Genomic DNA, 17,827 nt, shown 5'->3' on the forward strand with positions numbered 1-17,827 from the left:
AGTTTCTCGCTTACTGGTGGAGATTCACCGCTCTTTTAGTTTCTCACTTACTGGTGGAGATTCACCGCTCTTTATACTGATTTATAATCATTATATTCTATATAATATATTATACCATTCTGCATATAAATATTCAACTACATTGTACTTTTATTTATGCCTTTATATAAAGATAACCAATGATCCTAATAACTAATGATTTTTGTATAAGATTAATTTATCTCTCTTTTTCTTTCTCTTTAGTTAAGTCGATTTTTTCTTGTATTATATTTTCTATTTTACTATTAGCCTTTCTTATACTTTCTAATCTTTTTTCTATATTTTTAAATTCATTACCTAATAATGAAATTTCTTCTTTTTGTTCAATTATTTTTTCTTTTAACTTATCTATACTAACGTTTGTATTTATACCCAAGTTTTCTAGTTTTTCTTTAGCATGAAGGAACATTAATATCTCATTTTCATGTTTTTTATATCCCCCAAATATAGTTTTCTTATTTCCATGTTTCTCGTAAATTTCTTTATAATTATTGTATGTTATCAAATATTTAGATACTTGATTAAATTTAGCGTTCTTATTTTCTAATTCTTTAATAATATTAATTAATTCATCTTTCTTATTTAATACTTCTTGTACTTTACCATCAAATTCATTTCTATTTGATATATTTTCTTTTCTTAATAGAACTATTGCATTTGCAAGCTCTTTAACATCTCTTATCTTATTTCTTCTGATAGTAAATACATTTTCATCAATTTTAACATCTTCAACTTTAATATCATTAGATTTTTTATCTTGACTAGTAAAGTAATTATTTATTTCTTTACCAGTTAATATTTCTTCTTTTTCCCCTGAAGAATCTATAAATTTATATTCATTTTTTGATAATGTTACTTTACATTCAAACTCATTAATCCAATTACATTCTGATTTATTTATAAATATATAGTTTTCACTTCCTGGCACTCTAACAAAATAATTATTTTCATTTTGATTAATAATAATATCTTTATTAATTATTATCTCTTTAGCCTTGTGATTTTCATTAATTCTATTTTCTATAGCTTCTTTAGTATATTCTTCACCTATAGTTTTTCCTCTGCAAAATCTTTGCTGATTAGGTGCTTTAAATGCTATATATTTTCCTTCCTTTATTTCAAAACCTCTATTAATCATTTCAGTTTTTAATTCATCAAATGACTTAACTTTATCTATTAATTCATCAAGAGTATCTTTAATGTAAGCTTTCCAACTTGTACCCTTTTTATTCTCCAACCATTCTTTATAATGCTTACCTTTTCCTTTAGGATTTTCTACAATACTTAATCCATTTTCTTTACATAGTTCATCACTTATTTCTCTAATTTCTTTAAAAGTATCTTTATTGCAATTAAACTTTCTATAGGTCGCATAACTATAAGCATTAAAAATAATATGATTATGAATATGCCCTTTATCTATATGCGTTGCAACTACATACTCATATTTTTCATCTGTTAATTTCTTTGCTAATTCTTCACCAATTCTATGAGCTTCTTCAGGAGTTATTTTATCTTTTCTATCAAAAGATTGTATCATATGATAAGCTAAATTGTTTGATTTTTTACTATAATCTCCTATCACTTCTTTACAAGTTTCTTCTGTCATTTTAAACTCTAAATATGCAGTTTCAGGGGCACAATTTCCCCCACTTACTAATAATTTTCCATCAGTTTTGCTTTCATCCATTATATAATCTAATGCTTTTTTTAATGTTGACTTGATAGATTTGATTTTAGTAACTGCCATACCTGTTCAAGCTCTCCTTTTAACTCTTTTATATCATCTTCATAAATTCTATTTGTTTCATTTGTTCTTTTAGCAATTTGATTTATATTAACCCCAATTTTATTAATCTCTTTAATTAAATTTTTTATTGTAGTATAATCCGTTTTAACTACATAACCATCTATTAACATCTTTCTTGCATATGCCCCAAAGTTATCTGTTCCTAACTGTTTCATTTTTTCTTTTATCATTTTATCTTCTTCTTCGTTCACTCGAAAAAATTTCTGTATATCTCTTTTTCTATTAACCATAATTTATAATTCCTTTCTAAAAAATAAATCATATATGATTTATTCTATTCGGGGGTTTGGGGGTATCCCTCAACAAGTAATTTTAAAATTAAGGTTTCCTTATATTTTAAAATTAAAGTGATGTGGCTATCCACTCACTATGCTTGCTACCCTTCTCTATATCTCTTATTATACTTTTTAGGAAAAAGCATTTCAACAAAAAAGACTAGTAATTTTTTTACCAGTCTTTATCTTTATATTTATACTAATTGCCATACTCCTCGTTCTATATTTACGAAAATATTAGGATATATCTGCAATGTTTGTCTTATCTTAGCTTTCCAATTTGGATTATTATATGTCTTCTTATATCCTTCTAAACTCTTATATAACTTCTCTAAATTTACCCTTCCCCCTAAACTTTCAATTGTTGAAGCAACAAGGTCTTTCCAAGTAACCTTTAAACTATCTCTTAAATCCATTTTTCCCCTTTTTGTAATCATATAATCTAAAATTAAAGGCTCATCTTTTCTAAGTATTAAACAATATTCATGTGATATTTTTATAAAATTTTCATTAAAATATTTTCTATGATTGCTCATACAATTATGTTGTTCTTTAATTACTATTTGCTCTACAGTTCCTAATTTATTCATATCCAAAAGCATTGAATATAATTTATGATTCTTTTTTACATCAGCCATCAATATTGCCATTCTTCCTCCAACTTTCAAACTCGCATATTGTTTTGATAGGCAATAATTAATAGCTTTTATAAACTCTTGATAATCTTTAATATGAGATAAATCATTTTTCAAAGGTGTATCTCCATACATATGACCACTATACTTAATAATATCCCAATAAGGTGGATGCCAATATATAAAATTATTTCTTTCTTTAATATCATTTTCTATTAAATCAAATTTTGTTTCTTCTCCTTTCAATCCATTTAAATCATAACAATTAGTTATTATTCCTAGTTTTTTTCCTACATCAGCAGTTGTAAAACTTCCACTCATATAATCACTTATTTCATCAAATTTATAAATTTTATGTAGGTCAATTAATAATTTTCCTGTTGCATTTCCCCTATATTTATTATCTCCATATTCCCCTCTAGTTGGATAAGAAACTATACTATTCATTTTTAAAATCTCCTTTTATTTTTTTATTATTTAAGAAAAGGTGTTCCCGAGGAACACCTTTTTAAATTTAGTATTCTTCAGGAAGTAAGATAGTTATTAATAAACTCTTTATTGAATAATCATACTCACTCATAATCCAAATTTTATGTCCATTTATCATATAGACTCCCATAAATCTATCTTCATATTTTGAATTAGGATTTTTTAATAATTCATTTTGAAATTCTTTATCCTCATTACATAAAATTCCCCAATCATCAGAATGGAATTTTAATAAAGCTGACATTAAATCTTTGTCTTTAAATTCCCCACTTTCAATTAAATAATTAACTCCATTTGTCATAACTACTCTCAATTTCATAAATAGCACCTTTCCTTTCTTGTTGTTTGTTTTTTTTGTTGAGCCTAAGACTACATATTGGAGTGAGTTGTAAAGGAAAATGGAATAAAAAATTTTGGCTGCTATTCCTGGTAAGGATCATAGCCGACAAAAATTTTTATGGAATGGCTTTACAACTTGAACGGAAATATGATAGGCTGGTGCTTCAAAAAAAACATAAAAATAAAAAAGAAGTCCCTAAGGACTTCTTACCTTTTTGATTTATTAGACTAATAATTTAAAATCAATCCAATCACCAAACATATTACTTATATCGTCTATAGCTTCATTAATAGAATTATATTTATAACTTCTTTCATTTTTAAAATTTATATACCACCAACTGCTCTTATAATATTCAACTTCTATAAATACAAGTTCATTTTTAATAGAATTTCTTGCTCTAAATTCACAAATTTTTTTTCTCATAATATTACCTTCCTTAACTATACTTAATCTCTCCAATATTTTTTCTTATATCTATGAAGTCCTTCAAAAGTCATTGTTTCATTTACTTTATCACAATATTCTTTATAGGTTAAAAGTACATATATACTCATTTCTATTCTCCTTTACTTTAGGCAAACAATGAGTTATAATCTTATTGTGAGTAAGGGTGTAACTTCATTGTTATGCCTTTTTTTATTTATACAATTCCTTTTTCTTTTAAACTTGTATAATCATCACCAATTATTAAATGGTCTAATAATTTAATTCCTAATAAATCCCCTCCGTCCTTAATTCTTCGTGTTATTGAAATATCTTCTTTACTTGGTGTAGTGTCGCCACTTGGGTGATTATGTGCCAGTATTATACTTGCAGCATTACTTAGAATAGCAGGTTTAAAAACTTCTCTTGGGTGAACCACACTAGCATTTAATGAACCTATACATATAGTGCTTATAGATGTTATTTTATTTTTAGTATCTAGTGTTAATAATACTAAATGCTCTCTATCAACTCCATCTAAGTATTCAGATACTATTTTATAAACATCTTTAGGTGAACCAATATTCTTATTATCCACAAGCATACTTTTTACTTTTTCCATCTTGATAGTTACAATATTAATTCTGTTCAAAAAATCAATTCCTTTCTTTTTAAATTAACACCCTGGTTTAAAATCCCATGTGTTGTTGTTTTTTTGTTGAGCCTAAGACTACATATTGGAGTGAGTTGTAAAGGAAAATGGAATAAAAATTTTTGGCTGCTAACTGCAGATCCAGTTGGCCGACAAAAAATTTTATGGAATGGCTTTACAACTTGAACGGAAATATGATAGGCTGGTGCTTCAAAAAAACAATATAAAAAAAGAAGTCCCAAAGGACTTCTTACCTATTTGGATGCACTCCATCGGGTACCCGCTTATAGTAAAAATAAGTTTAGTTATTCTTTGCTTTAGCTTGGTCGCTCGGTAGATGGAACAAGCTAAGGCAATAGAATATCTTAACTTATTGAAACGTTATAAGTGGGTGATGGGATTAGTGCCAGGATATTTAAATCAAATAAAATAAAGTTGTTGCTCTTATTATACTTTATATTCGCTTGAATCTTCACTTTTAATAATGAACTGCTTTTCATCATTCTCAATTTTATATTCAAATTTCTCCATATCATCTTTAATTTCTTCTTTAGTTGAATTTCTCATATCTTCATTTTTATTAATCATAAATATTTCCCTCCATATTTTCATTTAAAATTGTGATGTTAATGCTAATTCTTGTGTTAATAACTCTCCTGATACAATGTGATTGAATAATGCAAAATTACTTTTTCCTTTTTTATCTTGAATCATCACAAATCTATTATCTTTATTTAAAGTTTTATCATAAGCTTTGTGGAATATATTTTTAACTATAGGACTATCAAAATTCATATCGCTATATTTCAATTCCAATCTTTCCAATAATGATTTATTTTCAACTTTTATATAATCTAACCATATTACACTTTCATCTATTTCTGATTTATTATATAACCTTAAATAGTTTCTAGGCTCATTATCTTTTACTGTAAATACTATTCTATCTACAGATCTTCCCTTTTTAATTTTTTCTTTTATCTTTATTTCCATGATTCCTGTAGAATTTATTTCATCAATACTTCTCTTTAGTATATTGGTTTCAAAAGAATTAAATGTTTTATTTTTATCTCCTAACTGCAACATATCTCTTAATTCTTGAACTGAAAATTCAATATCTCTTTTTGCTCCAGTCCAACTTCTCAATATTATGTAAAACCTTTGAGCATAAATACCTTTTAATCTATATATAACTTGTAAAGCATTTTGAGTATGACCTAATCCTAAGTCAAAAAGATATTTATATAGTTTAGCTGGAACAACAACTTGATAATTTCCAGTTTCTTTTTCTATATAAAAGTGGCTTATTAATGAAGCTATCATCTTAGCCCTAACTCCATCTCGTGTAACTGTGTCAAATGTAATACTACAATTACTTAATGCTGAAAAGGTTTCTTTTAAGGAGTTTTCAGTTCTATCATTTTTTCGTTTAAAAATTTCGTTAAAATCTTCAGGAGTTAATTTACATATTAAAGTTTCTATCTCACATAGACTTTTCCATTTTAATATATCATCTTCACTAAGTTCAGTTTTCCTATTTTCAGCTATTATATATTCTTTATTATCTCTTTGTATTGCATACATCAACTTTAAAAATAAGTTATTCTCTTTTTCTCCTATTGAATATCTACCCCTAGCAATACTATTAGGCGTTGCTAATATCTCATAAGACATTTATTACACCTCTTTCTATTATTTTACTTATTAATATAATTATATATATACAACATCACATTTGCAATATTAATGTTGTGTTTTGTGTTTTAAGGTATCAATTTGATGTGGTATCAATTTGATGTGGTTTAAGTATCAATTTGATGTGGTATTATATTGAGGGAGTATCAATTTGATGTGCTTTAAGTATCAATTTGAAGTGTTTTATCTTCCACAACTTACTAAAATAGCCATCTTTGAACACTCTAAATACTATACATAAATACTATACATAAATACTATAATCTTTAAATTCTGATGAAAGGATAACCTTTCATCAGAATTTTTATTTATTTTATTTCATCTTTCAAAGTTCTAAGAATTGAAGTAGCCATCATAGTTTTGTCAAGTTGTTCTAATATATCATCAGTTATAACAATTTTATTATCTTTCATTTTTCTATGTTGTTTAAGGATAGATACTAAACCTTGATATACGCTTTTTAAATCTGCTACTAATTTATAATTTTCTTTAAATTCATCAGATTTATCTTTATTCTCCTTAGACTTTGCTTTCATTTCTTCTAATTCTTTTCTATAACGTTCCTTTTCTTCTTTATTAGAATTAGCTTCATTTTTTATATTTTCAATTTCTGATAAATATTTATTATCTAAATCTTTTTTAAGTTCTTCTCTTAATTGATTTTCAAGTTCCTTTATTTCTTCCTCCGATTTATTTTCACTTTTATCTAATTCACTTTTTAATCTTAAAACTTCATCACTTATAAGTTTCTTACTTCTAAGAGCTTCGTCTTTCTCATTTTCTATTCTTCTTATCTCAACTGATTTTTCATTTTCTATTTTTCTTATTTCAACTAACTTTTCATTTTCTAACCTTTTAAGTTCATCAGCTTTTTCTTGTTCAAGTTTCTTTAGCTTTACTTTTAACTCTGTAGCTTCTTCCTTACTAATTTCAACTTTATTATTTATTATTTCTAAGATAACTTTTTGATTATCTTCACTTAAACTTGAAAATTCACTTGCATTAGCAATAGTTAAATTACCATTTTCAAGTATTTCTTTTAACTCTGGAATAAGATTTTTATTTATTCTTTCATATCTTCCTACTTGTGTTGGAGATAATTTTAAATCATTAGCAATTATTTCTCTTATCTTTCCTGGAACTTTCTCACCATTTTTCTTTTTAGTTTTATATAGTTCAGTAAGCCTTTTTACTTGTTCAAGCTTTTCTATTTCTGTTAACTCTCTAGTTTGAGCATTAGCTTGAATAAGAATTATTTCACTATCAATATCATTCGCTTCAATAACCTTACAAGGAACTAAAGCAAATATTTCGTTTCCTTGTTCAACTAATTGTGTAAGAGCAGTATATCTTCTTTCACCACTTATTAACTCATATTTTCCATTATCTAATTTTCTAACAACTAAATTATGATTTAATCCATTCATCTTAATATCTTCTGCCAGTTCATCTACATTCACTATTTCATAGAAATTTTTCTTATTTCTTTCAATATCTTTTATATCTATATATTGAACATTGAAGTTATTTTTAGCTTCAATTTCATTAGCTTTCTTAACATTTTGTGATACACTATTTAACATTCCTTGGCTTATTGAAAATTTCTTACTCATATCTATAACAACCTTTCTTTATTTAACTATTTTTTATTGGGGGTGTCCCCGAGGGACACCTACATTTTTAAAATACTTCTTTACATAAATCTCTATAATTTATACTTGCCCTAGCTTTCTTATTACCAAATACTACAGGACATTCATCAAATGTACTTTCTATTACTTTTACATTTTGCTTTATTGTAGTATTAAACATCTTATTACCTAATAAATTTTTAAGTTCCTTCTTTATAAGCTTATTTACTGTTGTTGCACTATCCATTGTTATAAAACAACCTTTAAAATTAAGATTAGGGTTAAATTCATCTTTCATATCTTCAATACTTTCAAGTAAATATTCAAGTCCATCAAGAGCGAATTTGTCTATTTTTATTGGGACAAAAACTTCATCACTAGCACATAAAGCATTAGTAGTAATCATATTTAAACTAGGAGGACAATCTATTAAACAATAATCATATTCATTATTTAGATTTTTAAGAGCCTTTGATAATCTATTTTGTTGACTTCTTGTATTATCAATAAGAATATTTCTATCAGCAAAAGTTAAATTTATATTAGCGGGTAAAATATCTATATTCTCAAAATCTGTTTTCTTTATTACCTTATGTATATCTAAATGTTTATCTAATAAAACATCTGATACAGTTAAATCGTCCATACTATAGGCTTTAAATAGCTTTGTAAGGTTACTTTGAGGGTCTAGGTCTACCAATAATACCTTTTTACCTTCTTGGCTTAAACAAGCCCCTAAATTAGCTGTAGAAGTTGTTTTTGCAACTCCACCTTTTATATTAAAAATTGATACTTTTTTCATAATTAATTCCTCCATTTTCTAATTAATATTTATTTAAAATCTCATTATATTTGTTATTGGTAGGTGTCCTTTGGGGACACCTTTTGGCTTATCTAAAAATTAGAACAAATGATGTTGCTAGGGTAACTAGTAGGTTTAATATAACTATTATTATTGAAGCAATATTTAATTTTTTTTCTGTCATTTTTATTGATACCTCCTTAATAATTTGTTATCATTAAAGAAGAATGATTTTGGAACAGGAGGGGGGTAAACCCTCCCTTGACTAGCCTACTTGCTAAGTAGTGAGATTAGATTAATAATTGCAATAACTAAATTGAGCAATGCAGTTAAAAGAATTATTAATTTGTCAGTTCCGATTTTGTTCTTCTTTTTTTTCTTTTTTTTCACCAAATCACCCCCTTTCAATAAATGAAACTATCTTTTGAAAACTTGTATATATCTAACTTTACGAGGTACTTCTTTACCTTTGATAGATACTAAATCTTCATGCCCTTGGGAAACATATAAAATCTTAAAATCTTTTAATTCTTCAATATCTTTAATTTTCATATCCCCAAAAAGGTCAACTCTCATTTTTGATTTATCAGCTATCTCTTTATCAGTAGCAGATAAGAAAATTTTGTATTGGCACATACTATCAACTCCTAAAATATAAACTTTAAATTAGCACTCCTACCGTCGTGTTGTTGTTTTTTTGTTGAGCCTAAGACTACATATTGGAGTGAGTTGTAAAGGAAAATGGAATAAAAATTTTTGACTGCTAACTGCAGATCCAGTTGGCCGACAAAAAATTTTATGGAATGGCTTTACAACTTGAACGGAAATATGATAGGCTAGTGCTTCAAAAAAACAAGATAAAAAAAGAAGTCCCTAAGGACTTCTTACCTATTTGGATGCACTCCATCGGGTACCCGCTTATAGTAAAAATAAGTTTAGTTATTCTTTGCTTTAGCTTGGTCGCTCGGTAGATGGAACAAGCTAAGGCAATAGAATATCTTAACTTATTGAAACGTTATAAGTGGGTGATGGGATTAGTGCCAATTTGTTTATTATTTTTGAATTGTTACCTATGTTAATTTTCTTTATTTTTATACTCTTCACGACATTTATTAGTACAAAAATAGCCTTCGTCATAAAAATATGTTAATTTACCACAATTTAAACACTTTCCTTTTTTATCTTTAAACTCTGGAATTCTAATTTTATCTGTATCCATAAAAATAGTTCCTCCTAAGAATATTTTTTAAATTATGCATTAAACTTTTCTTACTGTTATCGTATAACTGTTATCATAATGTATCTTTTCAAACTTTATTACTTCATATTCCACTCTTTCATAATTACAATCACTTGCATTACCTTCATATAATGTTTTGTTACCTAATTCTATAATAGTTATTTGTTTGCCTTGAAGTAGCAATATTAAATAATATAAATCTAATCCATTAATAATCATTGGCATTTTCCCTGAAAAAGTTGAACCTATTATTAAATTTTCAGTATCTATAATTGATTGGTTACTATTCTCTATTTTATTTTTTTTCTTAAACATTTTTCCCCCTTTATTTATTAGATATTTTCTCTATTATATTTGCATCAATATAAACATTAGAATATTGGCTATTTCCACGCCCTTTATATTCTCTACTTATATTTAAAACTTCAAAACTCCCTTTAATTTTTTCTATAGCAATATCTTTTTCTTCATCATCAGCATAAGTTAATCTAATTTTAATCATCTTTATTACCTCCCTTAACATTTCTATAATACAAAGCACAATAACCATTTCTTACCCTAAGAAAAGCATAAATTTCTTCACCTTCACGAACTGGCTTCTTAATTTCTTTACATCTAGTTTGAGATAATAAAACATCTTTAAATGCCCTATATTCACTTGGCTGGATCATTGGCTTTTTAGTAGTTCTGCAATATTCAGCAGTATAAAAACCATAGCTATTAAAAACTGGTACTTTCTTTTTTTCCTTCAATACTAGACCTAGTTTTTCCTTCATCTTATTTATTTTTTTCTCTAATTTAACAACCTTCTCATTTGCTTCTGTATATAACTTATAATTTTCATATCTAGCATTTCTTAATTTCTTAGTTTCTTCTTCTAATTCAGAGTTTTGTTTCTTTAATTTTTCTACTTCTTTTTGTAGTAAATCATAATCACCTTGTAAAAAACTATCAACATAAATAGATAAATATCTAGGGGTAGTATAGCTTACTTCATGTATTTTACAATCTAATAGCTCATTGTATTTAACATCTTCATAAGCTTTAATTTCACCGTAAAAATACCAATTTTTACGTTTTGCTCCTATTGGATAGATATGTAACGTAATAGATTTATTATTAACTTTTATCCATGATTCATCTAAAAATTCTTTAACTGTTTTTCCGACATATTCTTTTCCATCATATCTATCTTCTTTATTTATTACCTTGTTATAACAGTATAAAGTTGCTTTGCAATCTTCTAAACTATTGTGAGCATTATCTAAATAATAACCATAATATAAGCAACAATCATCTAAAGACTTCCAAGTATAGTTACCATAATACTCATTCCATTGCCCATAGACTTCTGCAAATTCATACATCAAATCATAAATGTTAGTATTAAACTCAACTCCATACTTCTTTAAAAAACCTACTTCAAAATCTGCATTATAAATAATAATTTCAGCAGCATTAGTTAATATATCAGTTAAAATTTCTACATAATCTTCAAAAGGCTTTTTATCAAAAACCATAGCTGGACTAATTTTATGTATTGCTTCTGCTTCTTCCCAGGTGCTAATACTTTTAGGCTTACAATACTCATTTATTAAAACATTTCCGTCCTGATCTATGGCACTTACTTGTAATATTTCATCATATTTAGAACTTAAACCAGTAGTTTCAAAATCTAAAACGACTTTTTCATACTTCATTATAAATTCCTCACCCCTTTAAATTTGACATCTATTTTAATTTTTTAGATTGTTTATTCTCTTTAATTAAAGTTTTTATTTCTAAATCTTTAGAAGATATTACATTATTTAATGATTTCAATTCAGATTCTTTTGATTCAATATCTTTTTCTAAAGATACTATATTATTATTAAGTTTAGATACTTCATTTTCAAATTCAGCTTTTAACTTATCTATCTTTAATTGATTTATTGTAGCTTCATTATCTTTAATAGCTTCAATTTCAGTTTTCTTTATAGAATTAAAAGTGTTAATAGTTCCTTGTAGCATTTCAACATTAACTTGTAAACTTGCATTTTTCCCTTCTAAAATTACTTTCTGCTCTTTTATCAACGCTATTTCTTTTTCCATATTATCAATAGTCTTAGAACTATTGATAATTTCCTTATTTTTATCTTGTATAATCTTATCCTTTTCTTTTATATCATTATTTAATTCAATTACAGTTTTATTAAGGTTTTCTATTTTTGAATCCAGTTCACCTTTTACTGTATTAAATCCAGTAACAATAGCATTAGAATTTTTTAGCTGCTCTTCGAGATCTTTATTTTTTAATTCTAATTCCTTAACCCTATTAGCTAATTCAATATTAGCTAATTCAATCTTTTTATCTGAAGCTTCTTTAATATTTTCAACTTCTCTATTTTTAGACATAAGTTCAAGTTGAGCCTTATTAACAATTTTTTCAATAGCTTTTACCAATGTTGCTGAAGCTCCACTAATAGATTGCAACTCAACACTACAATCTAATGCTTGTAGTTTTAATGCATCTTTAGAGTTCCTGGTAAACTCCCAAAACATTCTTTCAAATAATTTAGTTTGAGATATTCCTTCTTTCTCAACAAGTTCTCTAAATTTTATATCAATATAATCATCAGGTCTAATTCCTAATGGTGCTTTTTGTTTCTTTTTTTCTTTTATATTTTCTTCTTTCATCATAAATCCTCCAACATTTTTATCTATACTTATATTATACCACCATTTGTAAGAATAATATACTATTTTATAAAATTAATATACTAAAATAAATTAGTATATTAATAGTATATTTATTTTTATAATATACTATTAATAAATATTAGTATATTAATTAAATTTAACGTGTATTTAGTTTTGTTTTGCTATAAATTGAATGGAAAATAAAAAAAGGTGTTCCCCAGGAACACCTTTTTATTTTAGTTTAATTATTATTCTAAATATATTTGCTTAATAAATAAAAATTTAATATAATTTTTAACCACAATATCTATTATACCAAAAATCCTTGTCAAATTATAGACTATTATGTAAATGTTTACTGTGATAAAATTTAATCATAGATTTCAATACTTTTATTTACTTCCAAAGGAGGATTCATTTATGAGGTTTATTTTATTATCATTATTGCTCATCCCGACAATTATTGGAGTAATTTATTGCATTTATGAATTCTCCAATACACCACAAGATTTTATATCTTATGATGACTTTTGATATATATGTAAAGAATAATAATAAGAAAGTGTTCCCGAGGAACACTTTCTTATTTATACTAATTATTTATTTTTTCTAACTTACGTTTATTATTTTCTCTCTTTAATGTACTTACACTAATACCTATTAATCTCTCAACCTCATTATAACTTTTATCTCCACCATTTACAGACAACATAGATAAAGCTAAGTCTATTTGATCTTTAGTAAACTTTTTAGGTCTACCCTCCTTATACCCAGCTTTTGTCTTTGCTATCTCCTTACCTTCCCTTGTTCTTTCTAAAATCATATCTCTTTCAAATTCAGCAAAAGATAAAAATATATTTCTTATTAATTTACTAGCTGGCGTATTATCCATTACCCCTATATTTAATATATTTATCTTTATTCCTCTATCAAGTAATTCTTGTACTAGTTTAGTTCCATCTATTAAGCTCCTGGCAAATCTGTCGAGCTTAGTAACTGTGAAAGTATCTCCTTCTTTCAACTTATCCAATAATAATTTTAATTGTGGTCGATCGTTAGTTTTTCCTGAAAACTTTTCTTCTATGACTTCATCACAACCTGAAGAAAATAATTCAGATAATTGTTCTTCTAAAGAATTTCCACGACCTTGCTTTATTGTACTAACTCTTGCATATCCATAATTCATATTTTCCCTCCATTAAGGTCAAAACTTGTCCCAAAACACCAAAATTTATACCATTACTTTTGACCATGATTTTTGACCCCTTATTAAGTATTATTTTATCGTTGATTAAAAATATATGTCAAGCCAAAAATACCCTTAGTCCAAAAGTGTTAAGTTTTGACACTCTACAATAATATTAAAATAAAAAATTATCTCTACTGTACTTATGCTGTATAGTAATTCTATCTATTTTGTATATAAATGATAGAACATTAAAATCTTACTTTATCCTTACAAAAAATTTAATTAGTAATTTCTCCTAAAAAATATTTTGTTTTTGCCATTTCAATATTTTATCATTAAATTGCAAGTTATGGCGGTACCTACATATGAACAAGTTGTTTCTTTAATCAAAATCAAAGGTTTTAATTAAGTGAACCTACTGTTCTACTGGAATATAATATACAAATACCATCAATCACTCTCTACGATAACTATCTTCCTCAATATAATCTCTTAATAATTCTTTCGACAAACTTGACATATAAAAACTCCTCCTTGTAATAATTATTTATCTCAATTATTTCCAAGGAGGAGTAGTTTTTATTTAGTTTACACATTTTTTTACACTGTCTCTCTTTTAGATCGTTATATTTCCATAACTTTTATTAAAGTCATTATTTATTCTCCATTCTAAACAATTCACCCATTTTAGCCATCAACTCTTTATATGTTCCACGCTCTATTATCTTTCCATTTTTTAAAACATTTATTTCATCACACTTTTTTATTGTAGATAATCTATGTGCAATTATGATAACTACTTTATTTTCAAATTGAGAATATAAATTTTCCATAATAAGTTCTTGACAGTTATTATCCAAAGAAGATGTTGCCTCATCAAAAATTATAACCTTTGAGTCACGTAATAGTGCCCTTCCAATTGCAATTCTCTGTCGTTGCCCACCTGATAACTTAACCCCTCCTTCTCCTATTTCTGTATCTAGACCATTAGGTAATGTTTTAATAAAATCAGACATTTGAATAACATCTAATATATCATCAACTTGTTGTTTTTTTATTTTACTATTTAACATTGTAAGATTATTATAAATCGTATCATTTAAAAGTACTATTTCTTGAGTAACTATTGAAATATTCTCTCTAATACTTTTTAATGTATAGTTATTAATATCATTTTCATCTATTTTGATACTACCACTATCTTCTGTCCAATTTCTTAGTAATAAATTTATAATTGTAGATTTTCCCCCACCACTTTCACCTACAATTCCTGTTATAGCTCCTTTTGGAAATGATATTGAAAAGTTATCTAGGACAGAAGTTACTCCATTGTAACTAAATGTTATATTATTAAAGCTAACACCTTTAGTTACTGATAATAAACTTTTTTTACCATTCCTAACTTCATACTCGGTTCTTTCATTTAATATATTCATTATTTTATAAATAGAAATCTTAGCTTTTTTAAATGTGATGGTATTTTCAACAATACGTATAATTGGAGAAAACAACTTTTGAGAATATTGATTAAATGTTATTAATGCTCCTATAGTTAAATTTCCATAAATTATCTGCAATCCCCCAATTCCGTAAATAATTATAGTACTTATTCCATTTAAAAAATTAATTATATTCATTTCCTTTGAATACTCTTTATTTATTTTGATAGAATTAAGGCTATACTCTCTTTCATGATTAAAATATTTCTTCCAAAAATACTCAGAAAATCCTAATGATTTACCATATAATAACATGCGAAAAAATTCATTTACATTTTTGACCATATTAGATAGACATATTCTAGTTTCTTCTGTTAACTTAACAATTCGCTTATTGAAATGCTTTTGAGTAAAAAATACTAAAGGCTGAATTATTACTACTAAAAAAAATAATGATGGTTGTAAAAATAATAAATAGCTACACATAAAAATTGATGTAACAACTTGTATTATAGTTGTAAATAATAATTTAGATGATATACTTTCAACATTATCAATATCTCTATCATATATAGTAAATAATTCTCCCATATTTATATCAGCTTTATAGCTCCCTGGTAATCTTTCAATATGTTTTAATAAATCAATTCTTAGAGTCCTAGTAAAATTTTTACCTATTACGGCATAAAGATAACTAGTAAAGTAATCCAGTATACACTCTACTACTAATAACAATATATAAAAGATAATATATTTTAAAATAAAATTTATATCACCTTTGGCTATACCATAATCTACTATTTTCATTAATAATACTGGCTGTATTAAAATACAAATAGAATATATCACTGAGCAGATAGCAGCACCTATATGGTGATATTTGTATTTAAATATTCTATGTATAAATTCCTTAATAACAGTTTTTTCTATCATACTAATTCTCCAATGATGAAATTATACAATGTTGATAAAGATTCCACTCTGTTCATTCTTACTTCTTTCTTACTAAAATCTAAATTAAATTTAATCTCTATATTATTAAATATTTCACCAGCCTTTTCTTTTGTCATACCCCAAGTTGGATTAAAAAGACTATGTGTAAGAAGCTTTCCGTTCTCTGAATTTGTAATTTTTAATACATCAATAACAATATCCTTTAACTCCTTAAAAACGATATCCTCCTCAATAGGATGATATATTTTATCTATTTTTATAGTATAATCAAATTCACTTGTTTCCCAAAAAGATTTCTTTGAATTTTTTTCTATAATATCAATTACACTTTCATATTTGTTGTTGCTATTAATAAGATTTATTAATATATTAGTAAACTTTGCACTAGCTTTACTGTTCCCACCAAAAAATGTATATAGACCATTTTTATTTTTTACTAAAACAGGCATACAATCAGATACTATTTGAATTTTTTTATTAGGTGAGTACCAATATTCATTGCTGTGTTTTAATATATTTCCTACAACCCCTATTACCGATGGTAATCTAGCAGGATAACTTAATTTCATTGAATTACTCAAAGAAGAAATAATAATTACTCCCTTTTCTTTTAGTTTTTCACATATATGATTTAACTCTAGTAAATATTTATCTGAAACTGTTGCTAAACTAAGATTTATAATATCAATTTTTTTCTTATATAAATATCTTAGTGCTTGTATTAATCCCAGTGAATGTCCTTCATTTTTTTTATTTAAAATCTTTATAATAATGTATTCTATAGGGATATGCTCTTCATTAATAACCTGATAACAAAATGTACCGTGATAACTTTCGTCAATAACATTATCATTTATTTCTATTTTTTTATTTTTGTATAAGAAGGATTTAGAGTCAATAACCTCATTATTTTTTAGTATATCCCAATCAATCCCACTATCTATAATTGCTACTTTTAACATATTTATACTCCTCTATGCTAGTGCATTTTTAACGGTAATTTATTTGTGGTTTATTTAAATATAGATTTAGCTTTAGCTCTTCTTATATAATTGATTTCTGAAACATTTATGTATAGCTCCTTGCTGTCATTGTTATAATTGAATTCTCATACAACAATGACAGCAAGGAGCTATAATAAATGTTTGTTTATTTTATTCATTTGTAAAATTATTTTTGGTACTCTTATAGTACCCTACATATATATTGAAAGTATTGGTAATATAATGATTAAGTTAAAATATATTTATATAACTTATAATAAGTAAACTTCATTTATATTTCTTAGAACTGAATAGATTCAGCAGTATTTTAGATGTCTAAACTTAACTATAACTTATATATATTTAATTAATCTAAATCTTAGCTAAACCAATTGTTGTAAGCTGTTTTATCAAATTCACATTTAGGTGTTGTAGTATTGTTTTTCCAAATTTGACAATCATCCCAACACCCTTGTCCCTTAATATCTAATGAATCTACCTTATCCTTAATTTTCTCAATTCTTAATTCATTATTTTCTTTCATAAATA

General features: G+C 25.8%; 20 protein-coding genes. All 20 read right to left on the reverse strand.

Going from position 1 to position 17,827, the window contains the following annotated elements; genetic code table 11:
- Positions 1-217: 217 nt before the first annotated feature.
- Positions 218-1,789, reverse strand: coding sequence for a relaxase/mobilization nuclease domain-containing protein (locus ABUA17_RS10130; protein WP_052330683.1), 1,572 nt, complete (start codon positions 1,787-1,789; stop codon positions 218-220).
- Positions 1,750-2,079, reverse strand: a complete 330-nt coding sequence (locus ABUA17_RS10135) for a MobC family plasmid mobilization relaxosome protein (RefSeq protein WP_042398908.1) — start codon at positions 2,077-2,079, stop codon at positions 1,750-1,752. The genes ABUA17_RS10130 and ABUA17_RS10135 overlap by 40 nt, the downstream gene beginning before the upstream one ends.
- A 239-nt stretch (positions 2,080-2,318) precedes the next feature.
- Complete coding sequence (locus tag ABUA17_RS10140) at positions 2,319-3,206, reverse strand: DNA methyltransferase (protein ID WP_042398912.1); 888 nt, start codon at positions 3,204-3,206, stop codon at positions 2,319-2,321.
- 67 nt (positions 3,207-3,273) lie between these two features.
- Positions 3,274-3,567 (reverse strand): hypothetical protein, encoded by a 294-nt coding sequence (locus ABUA17_RS10145; RefSeq protein ID WP_042398914.1) that lies wholly within the window; start codon positions 3,565-3,567, stop codon positions 3,274-3,276.
- A 243-nt stretch (positions 3,568-3,810) separates the two neighbouring features.
- Entirely contained in the window at positions 3,811-4,014 is a 204-nt protein-coding gene (locus ABUA17_RS10150; RefSeq protein WP_042398917.1) for a hypothetical protein, read from the reverse strand.
- Between the two features lie 217 nt (positions 4,015-4,231).
- A complete protein-coding gene (locus ABUA17_RS10155; RefSeq protein WP_042398985.1) occupies positions 4,232-4,636 on the reverse strand; it encodes a JAB domain-containing protein in 405 nt (134 codons plus the stop codon).
- A gap of 477 nt (positions 4,637-5,113) precedes the next feature.
- Positions 5,114-5,254, reverse strand: coding sequence for a hypothetical protein (locus tag ABUA17_RS10160; RefSeq protein ID WP_156327505.1), 141 nt, complete (start codon positions 5,252-5,254; stop codon positions 5,114-5,116).
- Positions 5,255-5,278: 24 nt separating this feature from the next.
- The gene (locus ABUA17_RS10165; RefSeq protein ID WP_042398924.1) at positions 5,279-6,340 is read right to left on the reverse strand and encodes a replication initiation protein; all 1,062 of its coding nucleotides are present in this window, start codon (positions 6,338-6,340) and stop codon (positions 5,279-5,281) included.
- Between the two features lie 329 nt (positions 6,341-6,669).
- Positions 6,670-7,974 carry a ParB/RepB/Spo0J family partition protein gene (locus ABUA17_RS10170; RefSeq protein ID WP_042398927.1) on the reverse strand — a complete coding sequence of 435 codons (1,305 nt, stop codon included), beginning with the start codon at positions 7,972-7,974 and terminating at the stop codon, positions 6,670-6,672.
- 67 nt (positions 7,975-8,041) lie between these two features.
- Positions 8,042-8,794, reverse strand: coding sequence for a ParA family protein (locus tag ABUA17_RS10175; protein ID WP_042398930.1), 753 nt, complete (start codon positions 8,792-8,794; stop codon positions 8,042-8,044).
- 417 nt (positions 8,795-9,211) lie between these two features.
- The gene (locus tag ABUA17_RS10180) at positions 9,212-9,430 is read right to left on the reverse strand and encodes a hypothetical protein (protein WP_042398933.1); all 219 of its coding nucleotides are present in this window, start codon (positions 9,428-9,430) and stop codon (positions 9,212-9,214) included.
- A 439-nt stretch (positions 9,431-9,869) separates the two neighbouring features.
- A complete protein-coding gene (locus tag ABUA17_RS10185) occupies positions 9,870-10,013 on the reverse strand; it encodes a hypothetical protein (protein ID WP_156327494.1) in 144 nt (47 codons plus the stop codon).
- Positions 10,014-10,052: 39 nt separating this feature from the next.
- A complete protein-coding gene (locus ABUA17_RS10190; RefSeq protein WP_042398935.1) occupies positions 10,053-10,349 on the reverse strand; it encodes a hypothetical protein in 297 nt (98 codons plus the stop codon).
- A gap of 10 nt (positions 10,350-10,359) precedes the next feature.
- Entirely contained in the window at positions 10,360-10,536 is a 177-nt protein-coding gene (locus tag ABUA17_RS10195; RefSeq protein ID WP_156327495.1) for a hypothetical protein, read from the reverse strand.
- A complete protein-coding gene (locus ABUA17_RS10200) occupies positions 10,529-11,734 on the reverse strand; it encodes an exonuclease domain-containing protein (RefSeq protein ID WP_052330684.1) in 1,206 nt (401 codons plus the stop codon). Before ABUA17_RS10200 ends, ABUA17_RS10195 begins: the two co-directional genes overlap by 8 nt.
- 31 nt (positions 11,735-11,765) lie before the next feature.
- Entirely contained in the window at positions 11,766-12,713 is a 948-nt protein-coding gene (locus tag ABUA17_RS10205) for a hypothetical protein (protein ID WP_349818134.1), read from the reverse strand.
- Positions 12,714-13,305: 592 nt separating this feature from the next.
- Positions 13,306-13,899, reverse strand: a complete 594-nt coding sequence (locus ABUA17_RS10210) for a recombinase family protein (protein ID WP_042398942.1) — start codon at positions 13,897-13,899, stop codon at positions 13,306-13,308.
- A 656-nt stretch (positions 13,900-14,555) separates the two neighbouring features.
- Entirely contained in the window at positions 14,556-16,274 is a 1,719-nt protein-coding gene (locus tag ABUA17_RS10215) for an ABC transporter ATP-binding protein (protein ID WP_042398945.1), read from the reverse strand.
- Complete coding sequence (locus tag ABUA17_RS10220; RefSeq protein ID WP_042398947.1) at positions 16,271-17,257, reverse strand: S8 family serine peptidase; 987 nt, start codon at positions 17,255-17,257, stop codon at positions 16,271-16,273. Before ABUA17_RS10220 ends, ABUA17_RS10215 begins: the two co-directional genes overlap by 4 nt.
- 400 nt (positions 17,258-17,657) lie before the next feature.
- Complete coding sequence (locus tag ABUA17_RS10225; RefSeq protein ID WP_156327496.1) at positions 17,658-17,822, reverse strand: hypothetical protein; 165 nt, start codon at positions 17,820-17,822, stop codon at positions 17,658-17,660.
- Positions 17,823-17,827: the final 5 nt, after the last annotated feature.

This window comes from Clostridium sp. RTP31139st1_H3_RTP31139_211217 (assembly GCF_040227035.1).
Classification (GTDB): Bacteria; Bacillota; Clostridia; order Clostridiales; family Clostridiaceae; genus Clostridium; species Clostridium saudiense.

Coding starts and splice junctions, on each gene's coding strand:
- ABUA17_RS10130 (WP_052330683.1), bottom strand. CDS start 1,789: ATGGCAGTTACTAAAATCAAATCTATCAAGTCAACATTAAAAAAAGCA.
- ABUA17_RS10135 (WP_042398908.1), bottom strand. CDS start 2,079: ATGGTTAATAGAAAAAGAGATATACAGAAATTTTTTCGAGTGAACGAA.
- ABUA17_RS10140 (WP_042398912.1), bottom strand. CDS start 3,206: ATGAATAGTATAGTTTCTTATCCAACTAGAGGGGAATATGGAGATAAT.
- ABUA17_RS10145 (WP_042398914.1), bottom strand. CDS start 3,567: ATGAAATTGAGAGTAGTTATGACAAATGGAGTTAATTATTTAATTGAA.
- ABUA17_RS10150 (WP_042398917.1), bottom strand. CDS start 4,014: ATGAGAAAAAAAATTTGTGAATTTAGAGCAAGAAATTCTATTAAAAAT.
- ABUA17_RS10155 (WP_042398985.1), bottom strand. CDS start 4,636: ATGGAAAAAGTAAAAAGTATGCTTGTGGATAATAAGAATATTGGTTCA.
- ABUA17_RS10160 (WP_156327505.1), bottom strand. CDS start 5,254: ATGATTAATAAAAATGAAGATATGAGAAATTCAACTAAAGAAGAAATT.
- ABUA17_RS10165 (WP_042398924.1), bottom strand. CDS start 6,340: ATGTCTTATGAGATATTAGCAACGCCTAATAGTATTGCTAGGGGTAGA.
- ABUA17_RS10170 (WP_042398927.1), bottom strand. CDS start 7,974: ATGAGTAAGAAATTTTCAATAAGCCAAGGAATGTTAAATAGTGTATCA.
- ABUA17_RS10175 (WP_042398930.1), bottom strand. CDS start 8,794: ATGAAAAAAGTATCAATTTTTAATATAAAAGGTGGAGTTGCAAAAACA.
- ABUA17_RS10180 (WP_042398933.1), bottom strand. CDS start 9,430: ATGTGCCAATACAAAATTTTCTTATCTGCTACTGATAAAGAGATAGCT.
- ABUA17_RS10185 (WP_156327494.1), bottom strand. CDS start 10,013: ATGGATACAGATAAAATTAGAATTCCAGAGTTTAAAGATAAAAAAGGA.
- ABUA17_RS10190 (WP_042398935.1), bottom strand. CDS start 10,349: ATGTTTAAGAAAAAAAATAAAATAGAGAATAGTAACCAATCAATTATA.
- ABUA17_RS10195 (WP_156327495.1), bottom strand. CDS start 10,536: ATGATTAAAATTAGATTAACTTATGCTGATGATGAAGAAAAAGATATT.
- ABUA17_RS10200 (WP_052330684.1), bottom strand. CDS start 11,734: ATGAAGTATGAAAAAGTCGTTTTAGATTTTGAAACTACTGGTTTAAGT.
- ABUA17_RS10205 (WP_349818134.1), bottom strand. CDS start 12,713: ATGATGAAAGAAGAAAATATAAAAGAAAAAAAGAAACAAAAAGCACCA.
- ABUA17_RS10210 (WP_042398942.1), bottom strand. CDS start 13,899: ATGAATTATGGATATGCAAGAGTTAGTACAATAAAGCAAGGTCGTGGA.
- ABUA17_RS10215 (WP_042398945.1), bottom strand. CDS start 16,274: ATGATAGAAAAAACTGTTATTAAGGAATTTATACATAGAATATTTAAA.
- ABUA17_RS10220 (WP_042398947.1), bottom strand. CDS start 17,257: ATGTTAAAAGTAGCAATTATAGATAGTGGGATTGATTGGGATATACTA.
- ABUA17_RS10225 (WP_156327496.1), bottom strand. CDS start 17,822: ATGAAAGAAAATAATGAATTAAGAATTGAGAAAATTAAGGATAAGGTA.